23 protein-coding genes are annotated in these 23,916 nt (G+C 45.0%); 9 read left to right on the plus strand and 14 right to left on the minus strand.

The annotated features are described in order from the left end of the window. The first annotated feature begins 130 nt into the window (after positions 1–130). From ald to GL182_RS14435, 3 genes are all read left to right on the plus strand, one after another. The gene (gene ald, locus GL182_RS14425; protein ID WP_163380376.1) at positions 131–1,252 is read left to right on the plus strand and encodes an alanine dehydrogenase; all 1,122 of its coding nucleotides are present in this window, start codon (positions 131–133) and stop codon (positions 1,250–1,252) included. A 127-nt stretch (positions 1,253–1,379) separates the two neighbouring features. Then, the gene (gene hemN, locus GL182_RS14430; RefSeq protein WP_163380377.1) at positions 1,380–2,729 is read left to right on the plus strand and encodes an oxygen-independent coproporphyrinogen III oxidase; all 1,350 of its coding nucleotides are present in this window, start codon (positions 1,380–1,382) and stop codon (positions 2,727–2,729) included. Positions 2,730–2,759: 30 nt separating this feature from the next. Beyond that, positions 2,760–3,575: a Cof-type HAD-IIB family hydrolase gene (locus tag GL182_RS14435; protein ID WP_163380379.1), complete on the plus strand. Its 816-nt coding sequence runs from the start codon at positions 2,760–2,762 to the stop codon at positions 3,573–3,575. Here the strand turns inward: GL182_RS14435 and GL182_RS14440 are convergent. The 8 genes from GL182_RS14440 to GL182_RS14475 form a co-directional block, all read right to left on the minus strand. Then, positions 3,572–4,255 carry a DUF2461 domain-containing protein gene (locus tag GL182_RS14440; protein ID WP_163380381.1) on the minus strand — a complete coding sequence of 228 codons (684 nt, stop codon included), beginning with the start codon at positions 4,253–4,255 and terminating at the stop codon, positions 3,572–3,574. The genes GL182_RS14435 and GL182_RS14440 overlap by 4 nt on opposite strands. An 81-nt stretch (positions 4,256–4,336) precedes the next feature. Beyond that, positions 4,337–5,047 (minus strand): SIMPL domain-containing protein, encoded by a 711-nt coding sequence (locus tag GL182_RS14445; protein ID WP_163380383.1) that lies wholly within the window; start codon positions 5,045–5,047, stop codon positions 4,337–4,339. A 323-nt stretch (positions 5,048–5,370) separates the two neighbouring features. Continuing rightward, positions 5,371–5,979, minus strand: a complete 609-nt coding sequence (locus GL182_RS14450) for an alpha/beta hydrolase (RefSeq protein WP_163380384.1) — start codon at positions 5,977–5,979, stop codon at positions 5,371–5,373. Then, positions 5,967–6,926 carry a ring-cleaving dioxygenase gene (locus GL182_RS14455; protein WP_163380386.1) on the minus strand — a complete coding sequence of 320 codons (960 nt, stop codon included), beginning with the start codon at positions 6,924–6,926 and terminating at the stop codon, positions 5,967–5,969. Before GL182_RS14455 ends, GL182_RS14450 begins: the two co-directional genes overlap by 13 nt. A gap of 59 nt (positions 6,927–6,985) precedes the next feature. After that, positions 6,986–7,513 carry a YceI family protein gene (locus tag GL182_RS14460; RefSeq protein WP_163380387.1) on the minus strand — a complete coding sequence of 176 codons (528 nt, stop codon included), beginning with the start codon at positions 7,511–7,513 and terminating at the stop codon, positions 6,986–6,988. Between the two features lie 89 nt (positions 7,514–7,602). Then, positions 7,603–8,052: a MarR family winged helix-turn-helix transcriptional regulator gene (locus GL182_RS14465; protein ID WP_163380388.1), complete on the minus strand. Its 450-nt coding sequence runs from the start codon at positions 8,050–8,052 to the stop codon at positions 7,603–7,605. Between the two features lie 100 nt (positions 8,053–8,152). After that, on the minus strand, positions 8,153–10,672 hold the full coding sequence (locus tag GL182_RS14470) for an ABC transporter permease (RefSeq protein WP_163380390.1): 2,520 nt from the start codon (positions 10,670–10,672) through the stop codon (positions 8,153–8,155). Next, the gene (locus GL182_RS14475) at positions 10,665–11,342 is read right to left on the minus strand and encodes an ABC transporter ATP-binding protein (protein ID WP_163380391.1); all 678 of its coding nucleotides are present in this window, start codon (positions 11,340–11,342) and stop codon (positions 10,665–10,667) included. The genes GL182_RS14470 and GL182_RS14475 overlap by 8 nt, the downstream gene beginning before the upstream one ends. A 97-nt stretch (positions 11,343–11,439) precedes the next feature. Here GL182_RS14475 and GL182_RS14480 point away from each other — a divergent pair, with 97 nt between their 5' ends. The 4 genes from GL182_RS14480 (at position 11,440) to GL182_RS14495 (ending at position 15,478) form a co-directional block, all read left to right on the plus strand. Continuing rightward, positions 11,440–12,117 (plus strand): arylesterase, encoded by a 678-nt coding sequence (locus GL182_RS14480; protein WP_163380392.1) that lies wholly within the window; start codon positions 11,440–11,442, stop codon positions 12,115–12,117. A 123-nt stretch (positions 12,118–12,240) separates the two neighbouring features. Next, the gene (locus tag GL182_RS14485) at positions 12,241–13,980 is read left to right on the plus strand and encodes a GMC oxidoreductase (protein WP_163380394.1); all 1,740 of its coding nucleotides are present in this window, start codon (positions 12,241–12,243) and stop codon (positions 13,978–13,980) included. A 4-nt stretch (positions 13,981–13,984) separates the two neighbouring features. After that, entirely contained in the window at positions 13,985–14,701 is a 717-nt protein-coding gene (locus GL182_RS14490; protein WP_163380396.1) for a gluconate 2-dehydrogenase subunit 3 family protein, read from the plus strand. A gap of 84 nt (positions 14,702–14,785) precedes the next feature. Continuing rightward, positions 14,786–15,478 carry a DUF1080 domain-containing protein gene (locus GL182_RS14495; RefSeq protein WP_163380399.1) on the plus strand — a complete coding sequence of 231 codons (693 nt, stop codon included), beginning with the start codon at positions 14,786–14,788 and terminating at the stop codon, positions 15,476–15,478. An 8-nt stretch (positions 15,479–15,486) separates the two neighbouring features. On the opposite strand, the gene GL182_RS14500 is transcribed toward GL182_RS14495, so the two are convergent. From GL182_RS14500 to GL182_RS14510, 3 genes are all read right to left on the minus strand, one after another. Beyond that, entirely contained in the window at positions 15,487–16,200 is a 714-nt protein-coding gene (locus GL182_RS14500) for a Crp/Fnr family transcriptional regulator (RefSeq protein WP_163380401.1), read from the minus strand. 91 nt (positions 16,201–16,291) lie between these two features. Further along, positions 16,292–16,777, minus strand: a complete 486-nt coding sequence (locus tag GL182_RS14505; protein ID WP_163380403.1) for a type I restriction enzyme HsdR N-terminal domain-containing protein — start codon at positions 16,775–16,777, stop codon at positions 16,292–16,294. 54 nt (positions 16,778–16,831) lie between these two features. Then, positions 16,832–17,545, minus strand: coding sequence for a ComEA family DNA-binding protein (locus GL182_RS14510; RefSeq protein WP_163380406.1), 714 nt, complete (start codon positions 17,543–17,545; stop codon positions 16,832–16,834). A 184-nt stretch (positions 17,546–17,729) separates the two neighbouring features. On the opposite strand from GL182_RS14510, the gene hemA reads away from it, so the two are divergent. After that, positions 17,730–19,004, plus strand: a complete 1,275-nt coding sequence (hemA, locus tag GL182_RS14515; RefSeq protein WP_163380408.1) for a glutamyl-tRNA reductase — start codon at positions 17,730–17,732, stop codon at positions 19,002–19,004. 116 nt (positions 19,005–19,120) lie between these two features. Beyond that, complete coding sequence (locus tag GL182_RS14520; RefSeq protein WP_163380410.1) at positions 19,121–20,713, plus strand: WG repeat-containing protein; 1,593 nt, start codon at positions 19,121–19,123, stop codon at positions 20,711–20,713. 13 nt (positions 20,714–20,726) lie between these two features. On the opposite strand, the gene floA is transcribed toward GL182_RS14520, so the two are convergent. The 3 genes from floA to proS all read right to left on the minus strand — a co-directional run bounded on the left by floA (position 20,727) and on the right by proS (position 23,838). Further along, positions 20,727–21,740 carry a flotillin-like protein FloA gene (gene floA / locus GL182_RS14525; RefSeq protein ID WP_163380412.1) on the minus strand — a complete coding sequence of 338 codons (1,014 nt, stop codon included), beginning with the start codon at positions 21,738–21,740 and terminating at the stop codon, positions 20,727–20,729. A 3-nt stretch (positions 21,741–21,743) separates the two neighbouring features. After that, a complete protein-coding gene (locus GL182_RS14530; RefSeq protein WP_163380414.1) occupies positions 21,744–22,205 on the minus strand; it encodes an NfeD family protein in 462 nt (153 codons plus the stop codon). 151 nt (positions 22,206–22,356) lie between these two features. Beyond that, a complete protein-coding gene (gene proS / locus GL182_RS14535; protein ID WP_163380416.1) occupies positions 22,357–23,838 on the minus strand; it encodes a proline--tRNA ligase in 1,482 nt (493 codons plus the stop codon). Positions 23,839–23,916 lie beyond the last annotated feature (78 nt).

The raw sequence follows: 23,916 nt of genomic DNA on the forward strand, positions 1-23,916 counted from the left end.
GGGTTGCAAATTGGGCTATATTTATTATTTCTCTGTTTTTACGGCAATTTTTTAAGATCTTTTATCCTTCAAAAGTTCCTTGCGCTACTCAGGCTGTTTATATTTGCCCCAGACCTTAACCATATCAGCCATGCGCATAGCCGTCCCCAGGGAAATCAAAAACAATGAAAACAGAGTAGCCCTTACTCCTGCCGGAGCGAAGGAATTTGTCAAAAACGGTCATGAGGTTTTTATTCAAAAATCGGCCGGCGAGGGCAGCGGCTTTATAGATGAAGCCTACGAAATTGCCGGCGCAAAAATTCTTCCTTCCATAGAATCCACCTACGAAACAGGAGAAATGATCATGAAGGTCAAGGAGCCCATTGCCTCCGAATATGAATTGATCCGGGAGGACCAGTTAATGTTTACTTATTTCCATTTTGCCTCTCATGAACCCCTTACCAGGGCTATGGTCAAAAGCAAAGCGGTTTGCATGGCCTATGAAACGGTAGAAAAAGAGGACAGGAGCTTACCTCTACTGGTGCCTATGTCTGAAGTGGCAGGTCGAATGGCTGTACAGAAAGGGGCAAACTATCTGGAGAAACCACTGGGAGGAAGGGGGATTTTGCTGGGGGGTGTACCGGGAACCTTGCCCGCAAAGGTATTGATCCTGGGTGGAGGCATCGTTGGAACACAGGCTGCCTGGATGGCCGCCGGCCTGGGTGCAGACGTGATCATTCTGGATGTGTCCCTGCCCCGCATGCGCTACCTTTCGGATGTCATGCCCAAAAATGTCAAAACCATGATGTCCAATGAATACAACATCAGAAACCTGATACCTAAGGCAGACCTGATCATAGGGGCCGTACTTATTCCCGGAGCCAAAGCCCCTCACCTGATCACCAAAGACATGCTAAGGGAAATGGTCCCCGGCACCGTATTGGTAGATGTGGCTGTGGATCAGGGAGGCTGTATAGAAACCTGCCAGCCTACCACCCATGAGAACCCTACCTATACCATTGAAGGAGTGCTTCACTATTGTGTGGCCAATATGCCTGGGGCAGTCCCCTACACCTCCACACTAGCACTTACCAATGCTACCCTCCCCTATGCATTGGAACTGGCAAAAAGCGGCTGGCAAGATGCCTGTATCAGGTATCCTGAATTGAAATCCGGGCTCAATATCATTAAAGGGGATGTGGTCTATCAGGCAGTAGCCGATACTTTTAACCTTCCTTATGTACCTGTAAGTTACTACCTGAACCACCAATAACAGTATTTACATTTGGATAACACTTTTTATAAACCCTGATCTTTATCAGGGTTCTTACTTTTTCTTGTCATGGTTTTTTGGGATAGGGATGGGGTACTTTGTATTTCCAAACTATTATCCCACACTTATGTCTGCGCCAGCGCTCATTAAAAAATACAATGTACCTGCCCCCCGGTATACCTCCTACCCTGCATTACCCCACTGGAACAATGATCTTAGCGCAGAAAGCTGGGAAAATCATTTTAAACGGAGCTACCAGGAATTTGGAGAGACCGATGGCATTTCACTCTATATACATTTGCCCTACTGTGAAAGCCTGTGCACCTACTGTGGTTGCAACAAAAGAATTACTAAAAACCATCGGGTCGAAATACCCTACATTTCTGCCGTCATGAAGGAATGGAACATGTACCTGGCATCATTGGATAAAAAACCCAAACTGGCAGGTATTCATCTGGGTGGTGGAACCCCTACCTTCTTTTCTCCGGCAGCCCTGGGGATTCTTCTCAACCACATCGACAAAACCTCCATACGTGCAGAATCATTTGAGTTTAGCTTTGAGGGACATCCCAATAATACCAGCAAAGAACATTTGCATACCCTGGCCCAATTCGGATTTTCCCGGGTTAGTTATGGGATACAGGATTTTGACCTTCAGGTGCAACAGGCCATCCACCGCATACAACCCTTTGAAAAAGTAAAAGAAGTTACCGACCAAAGCCGGCAATTGGGATACGACTCCATCAATTTTGACCTGATATACGGCCTTCCCCATCAGACCCTTGCCACCCTGTATACAACCTTTCAAAAGGTCAGGGAATTGTTGCCCGAAAGGATTGCCTTTTACAGTTACGCCCACCTACCTACAGCATTTCCTGCTCAGAAATCCTTTGAAGCTTACCTGCCTGATGAAAATGAAAAAAGAAAATTATATGAACAAGGCAAAATCTGGCTCGAGGAAATGGGCTACGAAGAAATCGGCATGGATCACTTTGCTTTGCCCGGAGATCCTTTACTGGTAGCCAAACATCAAAAAACCCTGCACAGAAATTTTATGGGGTACACCAACTCCCCCTCAAAGATCCTGGTAGGTCTGGGATGCAGTGCCATCAGCGATATCCATTATGCCTATGGACAAAATGAAAAATCCGTCGAACTCTATAAAGAAAAAATAATTGCCGGATCTTTCCCCATAATCAAAGGACATGTTCAAAGTTCTGGCGACCTGGAAATCAAACAACTGATCATGAGCCTGATCTGCAATCACAGGGTTTCCTGGAAGGGTCTGAGACCACTAGCAGGGGAATTCTTGAATCAATTAATGGCCTTTAAAAAGGAGGACCTGATAACCATTGAGGAAGAGGGGCTGGCTATAACAGATACAGGAAAACCGTTTGTGCGGAACATTTGTGCGGCATTTGATCCCTATATGCAAAGCAATAAAAAAGCCCGGCCTCTTTTTAGCAAAGCCATTTGATTCCCTATCTTCGCAAAAAATCATTTGCGAATGTCCATCAAAGCGATTTGTACCGATATAGACGGAACTTTACTGGATAAAAACAGGGAAATCTCCAAAAGAACCAGGGAAGCCTTTGCTTCCCTCCCCGAAGACCTACCGGTTATCCTGGCCTCTTCCAGAATGCCGGCAGCCATGAGACACCTTCAGAAAGACCTGCAACGGGAAAATAACCCCATTATCTGCTATAATGGAGGCTTTGTGCTCCAGCCTGCTAAAAGCCCGGAATCCCCGCTGAGTAGTACCTGGATAGAAGCCAAAATATGCCGGAAGATCATTGAATTGGCAATGGGCAAGCCCATCCACATCAGCCTTTATTCCAAAGATGACTGGTATGCCCCTAAGGCTGATAAATGGACCGAAAAAGAGGAAAAAGCCACCAAGGTAAAGGCTTCTATTCTCGATAACCATGCCGTCATTGATTCCTGGCAAAGGGGACAACTGGGAGCACATAAAGTCATGTGCATGGGAGAGTCAGAAGCTATAGGATGGCTATACCAGCAACTGGTGCAGGATTTTTCATCCCTGCTCCACCTTTACCGTTCCAAGAAAACCTATATTGAAATCGCTCCCAGGTCGATTTCCAAAGCTACCGGCCTGAAACTTGTACTCGAAAACTACGGCATTGACATGTCTGAAGTAATGGCCTTTGGTGACAATTTCAATGACATAGAGTTATTGAAAAGCGTAGGGCTGGGTATCGCCGTGGGCAATGCCCGTGAGGAGGTAAAAGCGGTGGCCAGGGAGTTTACGACAGACAGTAAAGCGGACGGGGTAGCCGTGGCCATAGAAAAACACCTGCTTTAAAGCAAAGAAGCATCATCTTCCGGGGCAGCAATCGCCCTTTCTAAAAATTCATGAAATGGGCGCATCTTTTCAAAAGCTGTTACAGCCAGACCAACATGACTGCCGGAAGAAATGTCCTGATCGGTAATGGGCCGGGATACAATAAAACTTTTATATTTTAAATACCTGATGTAAGGATGATCCATCGCATAGTCCCTGGGTGAGGTCTTTAATTGCTCCCCCTCCATATCTCCAAAATAGGCATGAAATTCGGATTGATGGAGGATACGCTCCAGCTCCTTGCCGGAATAATCTATTTCCTGCCTTATTTTTTTCAGGGTAGCTGCGTCAGGCATATAAATCCCCCCTCCTACAAAGCTCGCACCAGGTTGCAGGTGAAGGTAATATCCCGGGCCAACTGACTTTTTTCCGCCTATAGAAAAATAGGCCGCCATATTGGTCTTGTAAGGTTGTTTGTTGGCACTAAACCTCACGTCCCTGTTTTGCCGGAAAATACAATCCTTTGGACGAAGTTCCGAAAAAAGCGGTTGACTGATACATAATGCTGCCAGGATCTCCGCTACATCTTCCAGAAGACTTTGCTTTACTTCTTCATACCAATCCCTATTGGCATCCATCCAGTCTTTGGAATTGTTTGAAGACAATTCTTTGAGGAAATCTAAAACATGGGTTTTTCTCATGACCATAAAACTCAATGCATCTCCAAAATGTTATCCTGACCGCCCGAGCAGTTGCCGCTCCGTTAAAGATAAGGAATGGTTTCAGTCACGGTTATCAATAGAAAAAATGATGCTGATTTGATCGGTAAGTGTTTGTTCCTCCGGGTTCAGGGTAGGGGCTGTTCTCTGATCAGCTGCCTTCATTCTCATGGATTCCTCCCTGTAAACCACCGGCTCAAAGGAAACCCCGGAATGATAATTAATTTTATAAACGGACAGGTGATCAATATTCAGAGATTTGGAGATGATGGCTGCTTTTCTTTGGGCATCTGCAATGGCCAGTTGCAACAACTTCTCCTGATAACTTTTCCTGGTATCCTCAGACAACCTGTATTCCATCCGGAAGCCCATATCGGCAGCAACATGTAAGGATTGAATGATCTTCACCAAGTCTTCATCCGTATCCTTAACCAGAATTTTGAGATTTTGACTGGCTACATAGCCACTGTCCTTAGCTGTCCCCTTGGTATAAATTCTGTTTACGTTTACATAATAATTATCTGCTGTCAGTTCATAATCCGAAACACCACTCTCTTTCAGGGCATTGCTGACCTGCCCGGCTTTTTTATTTAAGGCCTCCGTAGCTGCCGCAGTTTCCATGGCCTTTTCGAAGAGGGAAACTGTTATCAAAACTTCATCCGGCATGGCTTTGATTTCACTCCGACCCTCTACAGCTATCTGTGCAGGATCCTGAGCAAAAACCCCGATCGGGCTGATCAGTAAAATGGAAATAAACAAAATTACTTGTTTCATGTGTTTATAATTTGATTTTTAATGGTCAGATGCCTGTCCCGATACTAAATCGGGAGAATCTTTGACGATTAAAATAATCATTGTCGGGTGTGTTTAATGATGATTTTAATCGTGTCGATTTCATGTTTTTATAATTTTTTTCAGCGGTCAGAACTTGTCCCGATTTATTGGGGTGGAATCTCGCATGATTGAAAAACAGCCTACTGTGTGAGGTTCTCGTCATGCTCGATTTCATGACCTGCTGATCTTCGCTAATCGATACAGCCCTTTACGGTAGCTCATCGCTGAAGGTTTTGTCAAATCCCGGGCCAAAAAACAAAATTTCAAAAATCAAGGACAAATTCATCCGCCATGGTCAATTCCTCTTCTCTGATACTGTGCAAACGATCCTGAAAACCAGCAACTTTTACCTGGGCACCCATATCGGACAAAATAAGCTCTGTTTCCTTTATCCTGGAAAAGGGCACATGAAAATCTTCCAGACTTGCCCCAATAAATACAGGCGTACCTTTCAAATCTCCTTTGTAGGGCGGAAGTGTGGCTCCTATCAGTCCTCCTGTAAAGGCAATTACCCCTCCATACCTGGAGGGATTGCGCGCTGCAAACTCCAGTGAAAGGCAGGCCCCTTGAGAAAATCCTATCAAATACAGTTGGCTCAGGGATTTTTTCTGCTCCAAAACCTCCTGCACGAGGTCCCCTATCAGCTTCAGAGATTGGCTCAGAAAGGGTTCATTTTCTTGTTCCGGAACCATAAAGCCATAAGGATACCAGGTATTGCCAGGTGCCTGAGGAGCCAAAACGGCGAAATCATCTAATTTCAAGGCATCGGCCAGTCCCAACATACCTGTTGCATTTGCTCCCCTGCCGTGTATCAGAATGGCGATTTTATCAGCTTCTGCTATTTCTTTTCCTACTTTAATTACTTCTTCCATGGTATATTGTAGTTAACTGCAATGGGTTCCAATTGATCTTCAATTTGGGATCTCTGAGGTTCGGCCCAGTCAGGCAATTTTAATTCCGTGCCCAATGTCTCATGCGATTCATCTATCAAAAAGCCTGGCTCATCGGTGGCCACCTCAAAGAGTACCCCTCCCGGTTCCCTGAAATAAATAGATTTGAAATAATTCCTGTCTTTTACTTCTGTAACCGCTAAGCCAAAATCCTGTAATTTTTTTTGAATTGACAATTGCTGCGACTCATCCTTTGTTCGGAAAGCCAGGTGGTGTACCGAGCCGGCACTTTGGATAGACCTTGAATCAGGATCTGCCATTACCAGGTCTATGGTTTCAGCAGGATTTCCGGCAATTCCATACCGATACCGTTTTCCATCCAAAACCTCAATCAAACTGTAATTCAACACTTCGGTCAACACAGCTGCCGTTGGTTGGACATCCCTGAGGTTCAGGGTGGCACCAGAAAAACCTTTGATGGCATGGGGCTCAGGAATACTCCCCCCTGACCACCCCTTCCTATTGTCATCCCTGGCAGCTACCAGTTCCAGTCCCATGCCGTCCTGATCTGTAAATCTGATCAACTCTTCTCCAAACCTGCTGAGGATACCTGAATGGGTAATCTCTAGGTCGCTCAGCCTATCCTTCCAGTAATCCAAGGATCCGGGAGGGACAGAGAAGGAGGTATAGGTCATTTCCCCCAGGCCTCTTCTTCCTCTTGCTGCCGCTTTAAATGGGAAAAAGGTCAGGATGGTACCCGGACTGCCTGTTTCTGTACCAAAATAGAAATGGTAAACTCCGGGAGCATCAAAGTTGATGGTTTTTTTCACCAGCCTCAAACCCAATACCTGTGTGTAAAAATCAACATTTCGCTGGGGATCTGAAGCAATTGCTGTCACATGATGAATGCCTGAAATTAAATTTTCCATGGGTTAAAGGTTAATTTCCGGGCCCTGAAAGGTCTCAGAACCCGGATAAATGTATGTTTTTATTGTTTTACCAACTGTATGCTGGCAAGAATTTTCACTTCGTCGCCGACGACAACACTTCCGGTTTCTGTCACCGCAGACCAGGTCAATCCAAAAGCCTTCCTTGAAATTTTCCCTTCCAGTTCGAAACCAGCCTTGGTCTGTCCGTAACCATCCACAGCCACTCCTCCATGGTCCACCTTAAAGGATACCGGTTGGGTAGTCTCCTTGATGGTGAGGTCACCATTCAATTGCAAATCACCGTCCTTTTCTTCCAGCTTGCCATTGGCGAAAACCAACTTGGGATGATTGTTGGCATCAAAAAAATCTGCAGACTTTAAATGGGCATCCCTGTCCTTCTGGTTGGTATCAATGCTGTCAATATTTGCCGCAAAGTTAACACTGGCTCCTGAGAAATCTTCCCCTTCCGTGGCTGCTTGTCCTTCAAATTCCCTGAAATAGCCGGTTACCGTAGAGATCACCAGGTGTTTTACCTTAAAAGAAACTTCTGAATGTGTGGGATCTATGATCCATTTTGTAGTGCTCATAATTTTAAAATTTAATAGTTTGATTATGTTTTGATTTAATTTATAAGTAATTACATTTTATGTATATACACTTTTTTAGCAAAAAAATTTTATCCCCTTAATTTATCCAACAACTCGTTCAGTTGGTTTACCTCCTCCTCTGAGAGTTGGATGGAATCTTTATTGAATTTTTTTACTTCACTTTCCAATAGGCTGAGGGTCTCCAGCCCCTTGCTCGTAATGGTGATGTCAACCTGCCTCCGGTCTTCGGCGCATTCTTTTCTTTCCACCATTCCCTTTTGTTTCAGTTTTTCCACCAGCCTGGATGCATTGCTCATTTTATTGAGCATCCTGTCTTGTATGGAAGAGACTGTCGTAGGCTCCGGGTGTTTTCCCCGAAGGATCCTCAATACATTGTATTGCTCCGGAGATAAACCATAAGGTTTAAACAGCCGACTTTGCCGGCTGACCAGGTAACTATGCGTATACAGCAAGTTTACCATGGCCTTCGAATAGGCATCCTTAAATGGCTTTTGCTTTATCTCTTCTTCAATTTTCATTTATATCTTTATGTATTTAATGTATATACATTTATTTACATCAAAAGGTTTCACAACTGGTAAATATTTTAAAAAAACTTCAGCGAGAAACCGCAGCCCCTTAAGCCCGCAATATATCCATGGTTTTAGCTTTCAGGATGTTCAGGCTATTGATCCAGCCCAGGAATACGGTCAGCAGCGTGATCAGGCCAAAAACCAATATCAGGGGAAGCCATTCCATGCGAAAGCTTATTTCAAAAACATAATAGCTAAGCAAAAATGCCGCCACAACAGAAAGGATGACTCCTCCTCCGGCAGCAAGACTCCCCAGGAAAAAGTATTCCAGGGCATTGATTTTTAACAAAACCCGCTTTTCGGCACCAATGGTCCTTAGCAGAATATTTTCCCTGATGCGCTGAAACTTACTGATCAACAGCGAGCTTATCAACACCAGCACGCCGGTAAGTATGCTAAACAATGCCATGAACTGAATGACAAAGCTGATTTTGCTTAATATTTCCTCCAATGTTTCTACAATCATGCTCAGGTTGATCACTGATACATTGGGAAACTGTCTCACCATCATGTTCTGGATATCTGCAGATTCCTGATCATTCTTGGTCTTGGTGATCAGCACGTGAAATTTAGGTGCATTTTCTAACACTTTATCCGGGAAGACCACCAGAAAATTGGTGGACACCTGTCGGAAGTTTACCTTCCTGAAACTCCCCACATAGGTGGTTAGGGGCCTGCCCTGGACGTTAAATACCACTTCATCTCCCAGCTCAACATGGTTTCTTTCGGCATACCCTTCCTCCATGGATACGAAAATACTGTCATTTTCATTGGTGTAAAGAATCAGTTTACCTGCGATCAATTCCTCGGTTTTGATCAGTGTGTCCCTATAAGTCACCCTGAACTCCCGGTTGTACATGGAGTTGGACCGTCTGTCCTCATCGTCCAATTCCTCATTGTCTTTTTTGGTCAATCCATTGACTTCGGACACCCCCATTGTTACGATAGGGACATGTTGCAAAAGAGGCAATCCTTTATCTTCCAGCACCGATTTCATGCTGTCTACCTGATGGGTTTGTATGTCAAAAAACAGCATATTGGGTTGATCTTCCTTATCCGCAAAACGCACTTCATCCAGCAATTGATTCTGGATAAAAAAGAGGGTTCCGATCATGGCAGTACCCAGCCCAATCGTGGCCAGCAAAGATACCGTTTGGTTATTGGGCCGGTACAAATTGGCCAGGGCCTGTCTTGCTGGATAGTTCAGTGAAATCGGCAGGAATTTCCTGATGGCCTTCATGGTGCCCAGGGCGAGTAACCACAGCGCTCCAAAGGCAAAGATGACATATCCTGTAAACCACAATGCTTCATCCCATTCTTCGAGTAAAAAATAACTGAACCCAAAAATAAACAACAGGATGGCAAACAACACCATCCAACGAAGGGGGTCTTTACCCAATCCAGTGCTCTGATCATCCGGTCTGAGCGTCATCATGGGAGACACCTTCCGGATTTTAAGTAAGGGGATCAAGGCAAAAAGAATCGAAATGAGTACGCCGGTCAAGGTACCCATTGTGACGGCTTTCCATGAAACCTGTACACTTACCTCTACCGGAAGGAAATCACTGAAAACAAAAGGCAATAAAAATTGTAAAAAGGCACCTAAAGCAGCGCCCAACATGGATCCCAATAAACCCATGATGAATATTTGAACCAAATAGACCATCACAATTTCCTTTGACCGTACCCCCAGGCACCTCAAAACTGCCACTGACGGCAGTTTTTCTTTCACAAAAACATTGATGGCACTACCCACACCCACACAGCCGAGCAAAACGGCAATGAAAGCCACCAGGCTCAGGAAATTGGCCAGGTTTTGAAAAGACCTTCCGGTAGACTCCTTCTGGGACTGCACGGTCTCATGTCGTACCTTATTTTCCTCCCATTGCTCTTCGTTTTCTGCTACCAGGGTTTCTATCTCCAGCTCTTCCGGAAATTGAAAATAGTGGATGTGGTTGACCCGGCTTCCATATTGGACCAATCCGGAGGCTTCCAGCTGATCCATGGGTATGTATACTGCCGGGGCTACCGTCGCTGTGATCCCATTCTGACCGGGAACCTTTTGTAGCGAGCCGACGATCTCCAGGGTCACATCACCTACTTTGATACTGTCACCCACCACTGCGCCAAATTGCGCCATTAGCGTTTTCTCCACCAGGGCCCTTTTGTTACCCTTTCTGAAGGTTTCTTCTCCGGCATCAGGTAGCGTTTCCAGCTCCCCGTAGAAGGGGAAATCTCCTTCCAGTGCCCTAACCTGGGTAAGCCTGCTTTCTCCTACTTTTGGAAAATAAACCATAGAGGCAAAATTCACCTCATAGGCCTGTGCTGAGGCCTGGCTTTCGATATCGGGAAAATCAATGGGTTGGTTTTTTCGCAAAGACAAATCTGCTCCTAAAAGCTCCTTTGCCTGATTATCAATATCTTTACTCAGGTTGTCTCCAAAAGAGGTGACCGCCACCAGGGCAGCAATACCTATGACGATGGCAGACACAAACAAAATCAGTTTGACCCCCGTCTTTCTCAACTCCCTTTTTGCCATTAAAAATGACCAATTCCAATCAACCATTGACTGCCTCCTGTAATTTTCCTCCTTTGATGTGGATAGATTGATGGGTCCTGGCGGCCAGCTCCAGGTCATGAGTGACCAAAATCAGGGTGGTACCTTCTTCTTCATTAAGTTGAAAGATCAGGTTCTCCACCATTTCTCCGGTTTCTGTATCCAGGTTACCGGTAGGTTCATCAGCAAACAGGATTTTGGGTTCATTGGCAAATGCCCTGGCGATAGAAACCCGCTGCTGCTCCCCTCCTGAAAGTTGGTTGGGGTAATGGGTCATCCGGTCTCCCAGGCCTACTTTTTCCAATAAGGCTGTCGCCTTTGCCCTGGCATCTTTCCTCTTTTTGAGTTCAAGCGGAACCATGACGTTTTCCAAAGCAGTGAGGGTTTGTAAAAGTTGAAAATTCTGAAAAATAAATCCTACCATTTGGTTCCGGATGGCTGCCCTCTGGTCTTCATTCATGCTTTCCAAAGCTTTTTCCCCTAGCATTACACTACCCGAGCTGGCCACATCCAAACCAGCACAAAGGCCCAGTAAGGTGGTTTTTCCGCTTCCGGAAGGTCCTACTATAGATAATGTATCCCCAAGGGCCACTTCAAAATTTACCTGATCCAAAACAGTGAGTTCCCGATTGCCGCTCCTGTAAGTCTTGGTCAGATTTTCAACTTTCAATATATTCATAACTTTCAAATAAAAGATAAAAACCCGGTCAACAAAAACAATAGTGAATTAAGTTTAGTAATTTTAACACCTTCCCTTAAAATTAAATTCAATACCAATGAAAAATACATTTCACCTGTTTCGGATTTCGTTTCTTCTGTTATTGCTGGTTTTTTCCTGTAGTCAAAAGGAAAGTGAAGAAAAAACCACAGCCGCATCGGGCACGGAAGTACAGGAAAAATCTGAGCGAAAAACCATTTTATTTTTTGGAAACAGTTTGACTGCCGGATACGGTTTAGAAGACTATGAAGCGTTTCCTGCACTTATCCAGCAAAAGCTGGACAGTTTGGACTTGGCCTATCAGGTGATCAACGGCGGATTGAGCGGGGAAACCACCGCAAGCGGTCTGAGCAGGCTGGATTGGTTTCTGGAGGAAAAACCGGAAATCTTTATCTTAGAACTGGGGGGTAATGATGGCTTGAGAGGCATTTCATTGGATGAAACAGAGAAAAACCTCCGTGGCATTATCAACGCCGTAGAAGAAAAGTACCCGGAAACAAAGGTGCTTCTGGCGGGAATGCAAATCCCTCCCAACATGGGGCAGGCTTATACAGATGAATTCAGGGAAATGTATGCTGAGATTGCAGAAGACGAAGACGTTGCCCTTATTCCGTTTCTTTTAGAAGGGGTGGCCGGTGACCCGGAATACAATTTACCGGATGGCATTCACCCAACAGCCGAAGGCCATCAAATTGTGGCTGAAACAGTTTGGCAATATTTGGAACCTTTGCTATGACAGGGAATGAGCTGGCAAAACCCATCAACCGAATGAATCCAGCCTGGCAATTCCGGATAAATTTGTTTTTTATTTTACGAAAATTGTCTTACTTTTTGAAAAATTTTAATCAAAGAAAAAAACATGAGTATACATATACAGACCGCTGCTGATTCCTATGATGTCATCATTGTAGGCTCCGGTGCTGGTGGAGGCATGGCTTCCAAAATATTGGCGGAAGCTGGATTAAGGGTTGCCGTAGTAGAGGCAGGCGCTGATTTTGATCCAGCCAAAGAGGAGCACCGCACCCAATTAAGGCCTCCCTGGGAGTCGCCGAGAAGGGGAGCAGGAACTGTCAGGCCATTTGGTGATTTTGACGCTGCGATTGGTGGCTGGGACATCGAAGGGGAACCCTACACCCGAGGCCAGGGCAGCGAATTTGATTGGTTCAGGTCCAGGATGCTTGGTGGCAGGACCAACCACTGGGGCAGGATATCGCTACGATTTGGGCCTTTAGATTTCAAAAGAAAGAATCTGGACGGTATGGGCGATAATTGGCCCATAGGGTATGAGGATGTAGCTCCTTATTATGATAAGGTCGATAAATTGATTGGTGTTTTCGGTTCAAAGGAGGGCATTAACAATGAGCCGGATGGATTTTTTCTTCCTCCACCTAAGCCAAGGCTTCACGAATTGCGCATCAAAAAGGGTGCTGACAAAATCAATATACCAGTCATTCCTTCCAGGCTTTCCATATTGACCCGGCCGGTCAATAATGAGCGGGGCACTTGCTTTTTTTGCAACCAATGCAACAGGGCCTGTCAGATTTATGCAGACTTTTCCTCCGGTACCTGCCTGGTCAAACCAGCCATGAAAAAGGGTCAGGTAGATCTGTTTACCATGGCCATGGTCAGAAAAGTAACGACAAATGAGCAGGGTGAAGCCACTGGAGTAACCTACATCAGCAAACTGGACATGCAGGAGCATAAGCTCAGTGCAAGGGTAGTGGTTTTGGGCGCATCCGCCTGCGAATCTGCCAGGATCATGTTGAATTCCAAATCAAAAACCCACCCGAATGGACTGGGAAACAGCTCCGGGCACGTGGGCCGGTATCTCCATGACTCTACAGGCGCAGACCGGATGGGAATCCTGCCGGACATGATGGACCGGCAAAAGTACAACGAAGATGGGGTAGGTGGCATGCATATCTACACCCCCTGGTGGCTGAATGAAAAGAACCTTGATTTTGCCAGGGGTTACCATATCGAATATTGGGGCGGCATGGGAATGCCTTCCTATGGATTTGGTGGTGGCATGGACACCATGAGACAATATGTAAAAGATGAGTTTGGTAAGCCCAGTCCAAACGGAGGGTACGGTGAAGGCCTGAAAAAGGATATCCGCAGATTTTATGGCAGCACGGTAGGCATGTCCGGCAGAGGGGAAAGTATCCCTCAGTATAGCAATTACTGCGAGATTGACAATCAGGTAGTAGATAAATACGGTATACCGGTACTGAAATTCCATTACAAATGGACAGACCAGGAATTGAAGCAGGCCCAACACATGCACGAAACCTTCGAGGAAATATTGGGCAGCATGGGAGCCGTGATTTTAGGTAATAAACCCGGTCCAGAGCAGCAATACGGCCTGCACAAACCCGGTCGTATCATCCACGAGGTAGGCACCACCCGGATGGGGGATGATCCCGGCACTTCAGTTTTGAACAAAAATTCACAGGCACATGACTGTAAAAATCTTTTTGTAGTAGACGGAGGGCCTTTTGTGTCTCAGGCAGACAAAAATCCTACCTGGACCATCCTGGCACTTTCCTGGAGAACATCCGAATACATCATTGATCAACTAAACAAGAAAAACATATAAGGCCATGAACAGAAGAGAAAATTTAAAGCTTTTATTCACCGGTTCCCTGGCTTCAGGCTTCCTTTTTACAGGATGTGGGCCTGAAGCTCCTGAAACCACAGAAATCCCCCACAATCCTACCATTGGTGAGTTTGGCAGTTATGGCAGGACTCCCGAGGAAATCATTCACAATGAAAACCTCAAATCCAGCACTTTCTTTACCGATGAGGAGCGAAAAAAATTAGATGTACTGGTAGATATCATCATTCCAGCAGACGATACCTCCGGAAGTGCTACAGATGCCGGGGTGCCTGATTTCATTGAGTTCATGATGAAGGATATCCCGAGCTACCAAACTCCCATGCGCGGTGGCTTGTTGTGGCTGGACCATAAATCGGATGAAATGTTTGGCAGTAAATTTCTTGAAATCAGTGAGGACCAAAGGATACAGATCATAGATGAGATCGCCTACCCGGATAAGGCCAAAGCGGAGAATGAAGGAGGAGTACGCTTTTTTAACATGCTCCGCAACCTTACGGCTACCGGTTTCTTTACCAGTGAAGAAGGGTTTAAGGACCTAGGCTATGTGGGCAATAAACCCAATGCCTGGGACGGTGTCCCGGAAGAGGTACTGGCCAAGCATGGGCTTCAAAATGACCCCAAATACAAGGATGTTTACCTGGATATCAGCACCCGGGGTACCATTGCGCAATGGGATGATGAGGGCAACCTCATCGGTTAACGACTTTATACCTCTTCCGTTCTTTTACCTGCTGCGGCGAACTCATCATTCCCGCAGCAGGTTTGCCTTAAACCCGAATTAACCATGAGATTTTTCGCTTCCATTTGCTTATTGAATGTCTTGCTCAGCGCTTCTTCAGCAATTCAGGCCCAGAGATTGCCCATTTTCAATGGAAAAGACCTTTCGGGCTGGCATGCCGATGTGCCTGAAAAAGACGAAAACCCTGAGCTAGGTCCTTCCTTTGTGGTAAGAGATGGCATGTTGGTAAGCCTGGGCAGGCCTTTGGGGCACCTTATCACGGATGATATTTACGAAAATTACCGCATTACTGCAGATTACAGGTTCCCTGGTGAAACCGGCAACTGTGGGATTTTGGTCCATGCCTCCACCCCCAGGGCCTTGTATGACATGTTTCCCAAAAGCATTGAAGTCCAAATGATGCATGAAAATGCAGGGGACTTTTGGTGCATCGTAGAAGATATTACCGTAGAAAACATGGTAGAAAGAAGGGGTAAAAAAGAAGACTGGGGCATCACGGAAGGCAAAAACAGACGTATTCTAAACCTTACAGATGGATCTGAAAACCCTCCGGGTGAATGGAACCAGATGGTTATAGAGTGCTTTGAGGACCGGATCAAAGTCTGGGTAAACGGAGATTTGGTCAATGAAGGATTCAACGCCACTGCAGTGAGGGGGCAGGTGGCCATTCAGGCAGAAGGGGCAGAGGTTGAGTTTAAGCAACTGTTTTTGGAACCCATTGAAGGAATTACCAAATAAACCCGCTCCTATCCATAAAAATCAGATAACCGGGCCAATCCTTTTCTGTCCAACAGTAGGATTTTCTTACCTTGCAGCTCTATCAGGCCATCTTTTTTAAACTCTGACAAAAGCCTGATGACTGTTTCCGTTGCGGTACCCACTATGCCTGCAATTTCCTCTCTGGTCAGGGTGATATCCAGTCTTTGTTTGTCCCCCCCATCTACCCCATAGCTGTCACCCAGCTTTAAAAGTGATAAGGCCAACCTTTCGCGAATGGATTTTTGGGTAGCATCGGTGAGTTTATTTTCCATCAAGCCCAGGTCATGGCACAGGGAGCGGGTGAGTCTCCGGTGGAAGTTATTGTCTTCAGCCAATATTTTCAGAAAAACCTCCTTTGGAACAAAACAAATCCTGGCATCCTCTACGATGGTAGCGGTAGTAGTGTACGCCTCTTCTGCGATCATGGAAGTATACCCCACAAAATCCCCCTTTTGGGCCAGCCGGATGATTTGCTCTTTCCCATTTGATGCTGTTTTAAAAATCTTAACCACTCCACTGTTCACACAGAATACACCTAAAGGCTTGGTATTTTCATAATAAAGGATTTGGCCTTTCTTGTGAGAGATAAAATTTTTATTGTCTGAGATATTGCACAGGTGTTCATCTTTCAGTTCTGAAAACATGGAGAACTTTCTGCTCAGACACAATTCGCAAGGTGTGTTTTTAACCGGCTTGTTCATAGGGGAATTTTAAATCTCATTAAAATTATTCCCTAAAATTAACAAATAACATGACTAAAGTCACTGAAGGATTGATATTTCTATTGTTGTACTACATTCCTGGATCAGAAAACGTAGGGAAATAGTTGATCTGCTGGTAGTTACCTGATTGCTTATCCCATTTCACACAAATATGTTTCTGCCCATTACTGATCCCCAAAAATGGCGCTTTGATTTGTTGGTTGTACACCCCAACCTGCTCGATGGTTTTCTGACTCAAGGTTACGTCCGGAGCTTTACACTCTATCAGGAAAAAAGCCCCTCCTTCCCGGTTCAATACCAGGATGTCAAATCGTTTTTGAAGGGCGTTGTAGGTCAAGCCCCTTTCCAAAGCAATCAGGCTTTTTGGATAATTCAAGTGTCCAACCAGGTACTGCACCAGGTGCTGTCTGACCCATTCTTCGGGAGTCAAAAGCAAATTTTTCTTTCTCAAAGGATCAAAAATATACCATTTCCCATTACCTGCCTCTTCTAATCGAAACTCATAGGGAGGGAGATTTAGTTTTGCCTGATAGGGTTTTCCTGCCTTTTCTTCCATGAAACAAAATTGTATCAAATTAAGCGATACTAAAAACGACCGCCATGCTTTTCTTTAAAAATTCAAATACGGGGCGATACGATCTACCCATTCCTTAGAAAAAATTTTAATGTGGAGCAGGTCCGAGGGGTTGCTATAGGCTCCATGCTGCTCCCTGTAAGCCACAATCACCTTGGCTTCCCCAAAGGCTATGTAGGGATGCTGAGCCAGTTCCTTCACCTCTGCTGCATTGATATCGATCTTTTGGGATATTTTTGGGCTGAAAGGGAATGTCTCATAGATTTTCTCTGCCAATGCGGCATCTACTCCATAAACCTCCAAAAGTTGCTCAGGCAGGTGAAATCCTCCCAGTTTACTTCTAAATGCCGCTATTCTTTCGGACAGCACAGGTCCCACCCCATTCACCAATTGAAGTTCCACTGCGGTGGCTTCCGGGAAGGCAAGCTTGTTCAGGCCAGGTCTTTCGGGGGCTTTTAAGGTGGTGTTTTGCTTTTTCGAATCTTTTCCCTCCTTTTTCTCCTGAATGGTGCTGTCAGCAGTTAAAGCGATTGGGATAGGGCTTGACAAAAGGCTATCTTCCGAAAGCGTCCGGAATTTTTCCAGGTAGCTGGAATAACTTTTCTGATGGCTGGCTTTGTAATAATTGCTTATTCCATAGGGAAAAGCATAAAGCAGTATCAGGACAGGGACCACAAACACAAAGCCCCTGGCTTCCCTACGGGTAAAACCCAGGTAAGACTTCAAAAAATAAAACAACTTATCTACCATTGATTTCAGCTATTGACACCATAAATTAATATTATTGGAATTATATTCCAAAAATTCGCATTATTGCAGGTAGATTAAAAACAGGAAAAAGTTATTTAGAAGGATTATAAATTAAACTCACTTGGCCGATTTAATTCCATTCGTCCTTTTTCTATAATAAATTTGTTCCGGAAAGAATATCGTTATGCAATCAAAGTTTAAAGCTTTAAGTCTCTCTTACAAGAATGCTCCTGTAGAAATCCGGGAATTGGTTTCTTTGGATGAGTCTGCCATACGATCGCTTTTAACCAAACTAAAAGATTTTTTCAGTCTTACAGATACCCTGATCCTGTCTACCTGTAACCGGACGGAAGTTTACTACAGCCATGAACTGGATCTTTCTACCGAAATCATCAAACTTGTTGGTTTGGAAAAGGGGCTGGCGGATACGATTACCTATCTGGAATATTTTGATATTTTTCAGGACGACAAATCCGCTATCAATCATCTTTTCCGGGTGGCCATGGGACTCGAGGCTCAGGTCATTGGAGACATGCAGATTTCCAACCAGGTCAAAAGGGCCTACCAGGCGTCTGCAGACATGGACATGGCCGGACCTTTCCTTCACAGGCTCATGCACACCATCTTTTTTACCAATAAGAAGGTGGTGCAGGAAACGCAATTCAGGGACGGGGCAGCCTCTGTCTCTTATGCGGCGGTAGAATTGATTGAAGAACTGACATCCAATACCCATCAGCCCAGGGTACTTTTGGTAGGGCTGGGTGAAATTGGTGAAGATGTAGCCAAAAACCTGGTTTACCTGACCGATGCCAAGGTCAAAATATCCAACAGGACCTATTCCAAATCCCAGACCCTTGCCGTCGAATATGGGTTTGAGGCCATCCCCTTTGAGGACAGTTTCGAGGCGATGAAAGAAGCAGATGTCATCATTTCATCTGTCATGAAGTCAGAACCCTTTATCACCAAAGGATTGGTGAGTACCTTTGATATCAAAAGCTACAAGCTTTTGGTAGATCTTTCTGTTCCCAGAAGCATTGACACTGCAGTAGAGGATATTCCCGGAGTACTTCTTTACAATGTAGATAACATCCGGAGCAAAGCCAGCGAAACCCTGAGCCAGCGAACTGCAGCCATCCCTCAGGTAGAAAAAATAATTGATGAAAATATCGGTGAATTTTACGACTGGAAAAAGGAGATGATGGTATCTCCGACCATCAATAAATTGAAAAACAGCCTGGAGCAAATCCGGAAAGAAGAGCTGGAAAGGTACCTGAAAAATGCAGATACCCAGCATTTTGATATCATTGATAAAATCACCAAAAGCATGATGCAAAAAATCCTTAAAGTGCCGGTGGTACAATTGAGGGCAGCGTGTAAGCGTGATCAGGCAGAGGAGATGATAGATATTATCAATGATTTATTTGATTTGGAGAAGCAGCAGGACAGAAAAAACGCCTGATAGTTTTTACCTTTCTTTTTTACAGTTGATGTTTTTTTTGAAACAAATCACCCCTTACAGGTTTTTTATTGAGAAAGCCCATATTTATTTTTACTTTCACCCAAAAAGAAGTGTATATGCGGAAATTTTATTCATTGCCATTTTTTGTAGCAATGCTTTTATTTATCGGAACCATAGAAAAAGCAAACAGTCAGGTATGGGAAGTTTTTGACCAGCAATTGAATCTGGAAAAGAAAATCTCGCATGGAAACATCCATCTTTTGGGTAACTCCCTCAGGATAAATGCCTGGGAAAACGACCTTTCATTTTTAGGCCCCGACTACGAGGCATTTGCCACCCTGGACAGCGCACGTCTTTACCAGTACCTGGAACCCTGGATTATTATCCATAACGGAGATAAATTTGGTGCTTTCCATGAATATGGGGAGCAGGTCTTGCCAACCATCTACGATGAAGTGGCTACCTATTACAACCTGCTGCTTTCAAAAAAGGGAAATGCCTATTATGTGTATGACCGGGGCAAAAAAAACACCCAGTCCATCGGGGAATTTTCTAAGGCCAGGTTTGCTAAAAACGGACAGGTCATCGCTCAAAAAGCAGATGGGTCTTATCTATTGCCCCTTTCCGAGAGTCCGGATCACCCCTATATTTCACTGACCGATCCCTGTCAGGATGTAATTATAGCAGAAGAAGCTACCGGTTATGGCCTGATCAACCGGCATGGGGATTACATCCTCGATCCTATCATTGATGAAATCAAACATCTGGATGACAATTATTTCTTTGCACGAAATGAAGCGGAGTACCTGCTGATCAATGCCTTGTCCACCGATGCGGACATTCGTTACAATAGTTTTCATAAAATCAGCATTGAAAACGATGTGATGGTAGAATATATCCATGGGAAATTACGCAGGATCATGAAAAATGACGGTATTTTACTGGATATCGTGGGCATGGACTCTGTAAGGAAGGTGGATGATTATTATAATGTTCATTTCAGAGATCAGAAAACAGGCCTGCTCAATCCTCAGGGCAAATGGGAAGTCCGGCCTACCCCGTCTGCAAAAAAGATCTTCCCCGGAAATGAGGGCCTTTTTGGGGCACTTATTGGTGAAGACTTTGGATACATCAATAGCCGGGGGGACACCATCATTGACCCGGTATTTGACCAGGTAAAACGCTTCTCCGAAGGACTTGCCGAAGTAAGGAAAGGCCAGCTATGGGGATATGTCAATCGAAACAACCAAATGATTATTCCCTTTTCATTTGAGAATTCCGGACCATTTTCGCACGGGGTAGCCATTGTAGCCCAGGAGGGTAGGGTTAACCTGATCAATCAGCGGGGGGAATTGTTACTGGAAAACTCCTGCGAACGCATCAGTAAGACAAGTGATGGGTATTATCTCCTGGAAAATGAGGGCCTTTTGGGAATGGCCAAGCCAGATGGCCAGTTGATCAGTCCACCGGTCTATGAAGAGATCCGGAGAGAAGGTCCTGACCAGATACTGATCCGAAAAAGAGATGTCTATGGCATGATGAATGAAAACGGAGATTTTGAATTACCGCTTTTTTACAGCCAGATCCTCTTTGACAAAGAAAATGACAGGATATTGGCAAAAAGTCAATCCAGCGTCAGTAAAGCCTCAGAGGAGATTGCCGCTGAACATTCCCAAAACAAGAAAAAGAAAAAAAATAAAGGGGCCTGATGCCCCTTTATTTTTATTTATTTTTATCGCCTCCTTTGGATCGATCACTTGGTTTGCTTTCGTCTGAATTGGCGATGGAGTCCCGCATACTGGTATCGGATTTTACATTTTCCATTTTGTAGTAATCCATGATCCCCAGATTGCCGGATCGGAAGGCTTCAGAAATGGCTTTGGGAACTTCCGCTTCTGCTTCCGTAACCTTGGCTTTCATTTCCACATTCCTGGCTTTCATCTCCTGCTCCAGGGCTACGGCCATGGCTCTTCTCTCCTCTGCCCTGGCTTCTGCCACTTTCAGGTCAGCAGTGGCCTGATCTATTTGCAATTTGGCTCCAATATTGGATCCCACATCTATATCGGCGATGTCAATGGAAAGGATTTCAAAGGCGGTACCTGCATCCAGGCCTCTTTCCAACACCAGCTTGGATATTTTGTCTGGGTTTTCCAAAACGCTTTTATGGTTTTTGGCTGAGCCAATGGAGGTAACAATACCTTCCCCTACCCTGGCAAGGATGGTTTCCTCTCCGGCACCTCCTACCAGTTGGGCAATGTTTGCCCTTACGGTAACCCGAGCCTTGGCGATAAGTTGAATCCCATCTGCTGCTACTGCAGCCACGCTGGGTGTGTTGATCACTTTAGGATTGACAGATATCTGTACTGCCTCAAAAACATCCCTACCGGCCAGGTCAATGGCCGTAGCTTGTTTAAAGGATAAGGAAATATTGGCCTTGTCTGCCGAAATAAGGGCCCGGATCACGTTGGGCACATTTCCACCAGCCAGGTAGTGGGTTTCCAGGTCATTGGTAGTCAGGTTAAGACCGGCTTTTGTTGCTGTGATCAGGGAATTGACGATTACCCCGGGAGGCACTTTCCTGATGCGCATCCCTACCAATTCCAACAGTCCTACCTTAACATTGGAAAATATGGCGGTGATCCAAAGGTTTACCGGGACAAAATAAAGGAATATAAAGAGTAAGATCAGCCCGGCGAAAGCTGCAATCAATATAAATGCCGAATTTGAAATTTCCATAATTTACGGTTTAATGATAATTTTATTGTCTGCTATTTTCAATATGGTCACGACAGTCCCTGAAGCGATAAATCCCCCTTCAGATTTGGCCTCATAAATTTTATCTCCGAATTCGACCTTACCAAAAGGTTTGAAATCCGATAGGGTCATGCCTTTTTGCCCTTCTTCCAAGCCTTCCAACCTGCCATCAAAGGTACCATTGATGATGGTTTGTTTTAAGGCAAAACGGCCCCAAACCCCGGATTTGAAACCGTACACAATAAACCCTATGTTGACAATAATGGTCAATCCTGCTACAGTATAGGCCACGCCTGCCGGAAAACTCAGAAAGGCATAATAGATACCCATGAAGGTAAAGATCAAGCCCAAAACCCCTACCACGGTTGTTCCGGGAACGAAAATTACTTCCACCAGTACCAGCAAGGCACCAAATAAAATCAGACTCAACAGAATCAACCAGGCCATAGGGACGATTTTTCAGGGTTTGTGAAGAACCTGAACCTTTTCGTAAATTTACAAGAAATCCTTACAATAGAAAGCCAAATGAGGGAATCATCTGTCCGCTACTGCAAGCTTTAAATTAAGTCAGCTGCTCAGATACCTGTTGCCCCGTCGGTCAATAGGCCCTGGCAAATAACACCCTGCCACGGGAAGGTTTTCCAGAAAGGATACATTGCCCCTCTTCCTGCACCTGGTCCAGCGGGATACAGCGTATGGTGGCTTTGGTCTTTTCCTTGATCTGGTTTTCGGTAGCTGCAGTTCCATCCCAGTGAGCCGATATAAATCCCCCTTTCTTTTCCAGCAGTTCCACAAATTCCTCCCAGTTGTCTGCAGTGGTTGTTTTTTCCCGGGTAAAAACACGGGCCTTTTCGTAAATGCTCTTTTGAATATCCTCCAGGGTTGCTTTTATTTTGACCGGCAGGTCTTCCTGCTCCAGGTTTACTATTGATTTGGTTAGATTATCCCGTCGGGCCATTTCCACGGTTTTGTTTTTCAAATCTCTCGGGCCAATGCCCAACCTGAGGGGCACACCTTTGAGTTCATATTCGGCAAACTTCCAACCTGGTTTGAAGGTATCTCTGTCATCAAATTTTACTGTAATCCCCATGGCATCCAATTCATCCATTATTTCATGAGCTTTTTCACGAATGGCGGCCAGTTCTTCCTCACTTTTAAATATGGGAATGATCACTACCTGAATCGGGGCCAGTTTGGGAGGCAATACCAAGCCGTTATCATCCGAATGGGCCATAATCAGGGCACCCATCAGCCGGGTACTCACCCCCCAGGAGGTACCCCATACATGTTCCAACTCCCCATCCCTGCCGGCAAATTTTACATCAAAGGCTTTGGCAAAATTCTGTCCCAAAAAATGGGAGGTTCCTGCCTGCAAGGCTTTTCCATCCTGCATCATGGCTTCAATACAATACGTATCTACCGCACCGGCGAATTTTTCACTTTCTGATTTCACCCCCCTGATTACGGGCATGGCCATGAAGTTCTCTGCAAATTCTGCATAAACATTCATCATGCGAACAGTTTCTTCGATGGCTTCTTTTTTCGTTTCATGTGCGGTATGCCCCTCCTGCCAAAGAAATTCGGATGTCCTTAAAAACAATCTGGTACGCATTTCCCAGCGCACCACATTTGCCCATTGGTTAATCAGAAGTGGCAGGTCACGATAGGACTGAATCCAGTTTTTATAGGTACTCCAGATAACAGTCTCTGAGGTAGGTCTGACGATAAGTTCCTCCTCCAAAGCTGCTTCAGGGTCCACTATTACCCCTTTCCCTGATGGGTCAGCTTTTAAGCGGTAATGGGTCACTACCGCACACTCCTTGGCAAAACCTTCCACATGGCTGGCTTCCTTTGACAAGTAGGATTTGGGGATAAATAAAGGGAAATAGGCATTGGAATGGCCGGTCTTTTTAAACATCCTGTCCAGCTCAGCCTGCATTTTTTCCCAAATACTGAATCCATAAGGTTTGATAACCATACAGCCTCTGACCGCACTATTTTCCGCCAGGTCCGCTCTTTTCACCAATTCATTGTACCATAGGGAATAATCCTCACTTCGTTTGGGTAATCCTTTGCTCATTAGTATTTCTTTGTTGTATTGAAAAAACTCATTATATTCGATTCTTGATTGTAGCAAAGATAAATTAAAAAATGATAA

Source organism: Cyclobacterium sp. SYSU L10401 (assembly GCF_010993705.1).
Classification (GTDB): Bacteria; Bacteroidota; Bacteroidia; order Cytophagales; family Cyclobacteriaceae; genus Cyclobacterium.

What these genes read in the sequence shown, in the direction of transcription:
- ald (WP_163380376.1), top strand. Translation starts at nt 131, where the DNA reads ATGCGCATAGCCGTCCCCAGGGAAATCAAAAACAATGAAAACAGAGTA.
- hemN (WP_163380377.1), top strand. Translation starts at nt 1,380, where the DNA reads ATGTCTGCGCCAGCGCTCATTAAAAAATACAATGTACCTGCCCCCCGG.
- GL182_RS14435 (WP_163380379.1), top strand. Translation starts at nt 2,760, where the DNA reads ATGTCCATCAAAGCGATTTGTACCGATATAGACGGAACTTTACTGGAT.
- GL182_RS14440 (WP_163380381.1), bottom strand. Translation starts at nt 4,255, where the DNA reads ATGAGAAAAACCCATGTTTTAGATTTCCTCAAAGAATTGTCTTCAAAC.
- GL182_RS14445 (WP_163380383.1), bottom strand. Translation starts at nt 5,047, where the DNA reads ATGAAACAAGTAATTTTGTTTATTTCCATTTTACTGATCAGCCCGATC.
- GL182_RS14450 (WP_163380384.1), bottom strand. Translation starts at nt 5,979, where the DNA reads ATGGAAGAAGTAATTAAAGTAGGAAAAGAAATAGCAGAAGCTGATAAA.
- GL182_RS14455 (WP_163380386.1), bottom strand. Translation starts at nt 6,926, where the DNA reads ATGGAAAATTTAATTTCAGGCATTCATCATGTGACAGCAATTGCTTCA.
- GL182_RS14460 (WP_163380387.1), bottom strand. Translation starts at nt 7,513, where the DNA reads ATGAGCACTACAAAATGGATCATAGATCCCACACATTCAGAAGTTTCT.
- GL182_RS14465 (WP_163380388.1), bottom strand. Translation starts at nt 8,052, where the DNA reads ATGAAAATTGAAGAAGAGATAAAGCAAAAGCCATTTAAGGATGCCTAT.
- GL182_RS14470 (WP_163380390.1), bottom strand. Translation starts at nt 10,672, where the DNA reads ATGGTTGATTGGAATTGGTCATTTTTAATGGCAAAAAGGGAGTTGAGA.
- GL182_RS14475 (WP_163380391.1), bottom strand. Translation starts at nt 11,342, where the DNA reads ATGAATATATTGAAAGTTGAAAATCTGACCAAGACTTACAGGAGCGGC.
- GL182_RS14480 (WP_163380392.1), top strand. Translation starts at nt 11,440, where the DNA reads ATGAAAAATACATTTCACCTGTTTCGGATTTCGTTTCTTCTGTTATTG.
- GL182_RS14485 (WP_163380394.1), top strand. Translation starts at nt 12,241, where the DNA reads ATGAGTATACATATACAGACCGCTGCTGATTCCTATGATGTCATCATT.
- GL182_RS14490 (WP_163380396.1), top strand. Translation starts at nt 13,985, where the DNA reads ATGAACAGAAGAGAAAATTTAAAGCTTTTATTCACCGGTTCCCTGGCT.
- GL182_RS14495 (WP_163380399.1), top strand. Translation starts at nt 14,786, where the DNA reads ATGAGATTTTTCGCTTCCATTTGCTTATTGAATGTCTTGCTCAGCGCT.
- GL182_RS14500 (WP_163380401.1), bottom strand. Translation starts at nt 16,200, where the DNA reads ATGAACAAGCCGGTTAAAAACACACCTTGCGAATTGTGTCTGAGCAGA.
- GL182_RS14505 (WP_163380403.1), bottom strand. Translation starts at nt 16,777, where the DNA reads ATGGAAGAAAAGGCAGGAAAACCCTATCAGGCAAAACTAAATCTCCCT.
- GL182_RS14510 (WP_163380406.1), bottom strand. Translation starts at nt 17,545, where the DNA reads ATGGTAGATAAGTTGTTTTATTTTTTGAAGTCTTACCTGGGTTTTACC.
- hemA (WP_163380408.1), top strand. Translation starts at nt 17,730, where the DNA reads ATGCAATCAAAGTTTAAAGCTTTAAGTCTCTCTTACAAGAATGCTCCT.
- GL182_RS14520 (WP_163380410.1), top strand. Translation starts at nt 19,121, where the DNA reads ATGCGGAAATTTTATTCATTGCCATTTTTTGTAGCAATGCTTTTATTT.
- floA (WP_163380412.1), bottom strand. Translation starts at nt 21,740, where the DNA reads ATGGAAATTTCAAATTCGGCATTTATATTGATTGCAGCTTTCGCCGGG.
- GL182_RS14530 (WP_163380414.1), bottom strand. Translation starts at nt 22,205, where the DNA reads ATGGCCTGGTTGATTCTGTTGAGTCTGATTTTATTTGGTGCCTTGCTG.
- proS (WP_163380416.1), bottom strand. Translation starts at nt 23,838, where the DNA reads ATGAGCAAAGGATTACCCAAACGAAGTGAGGATTATTCCCTATGGTAC.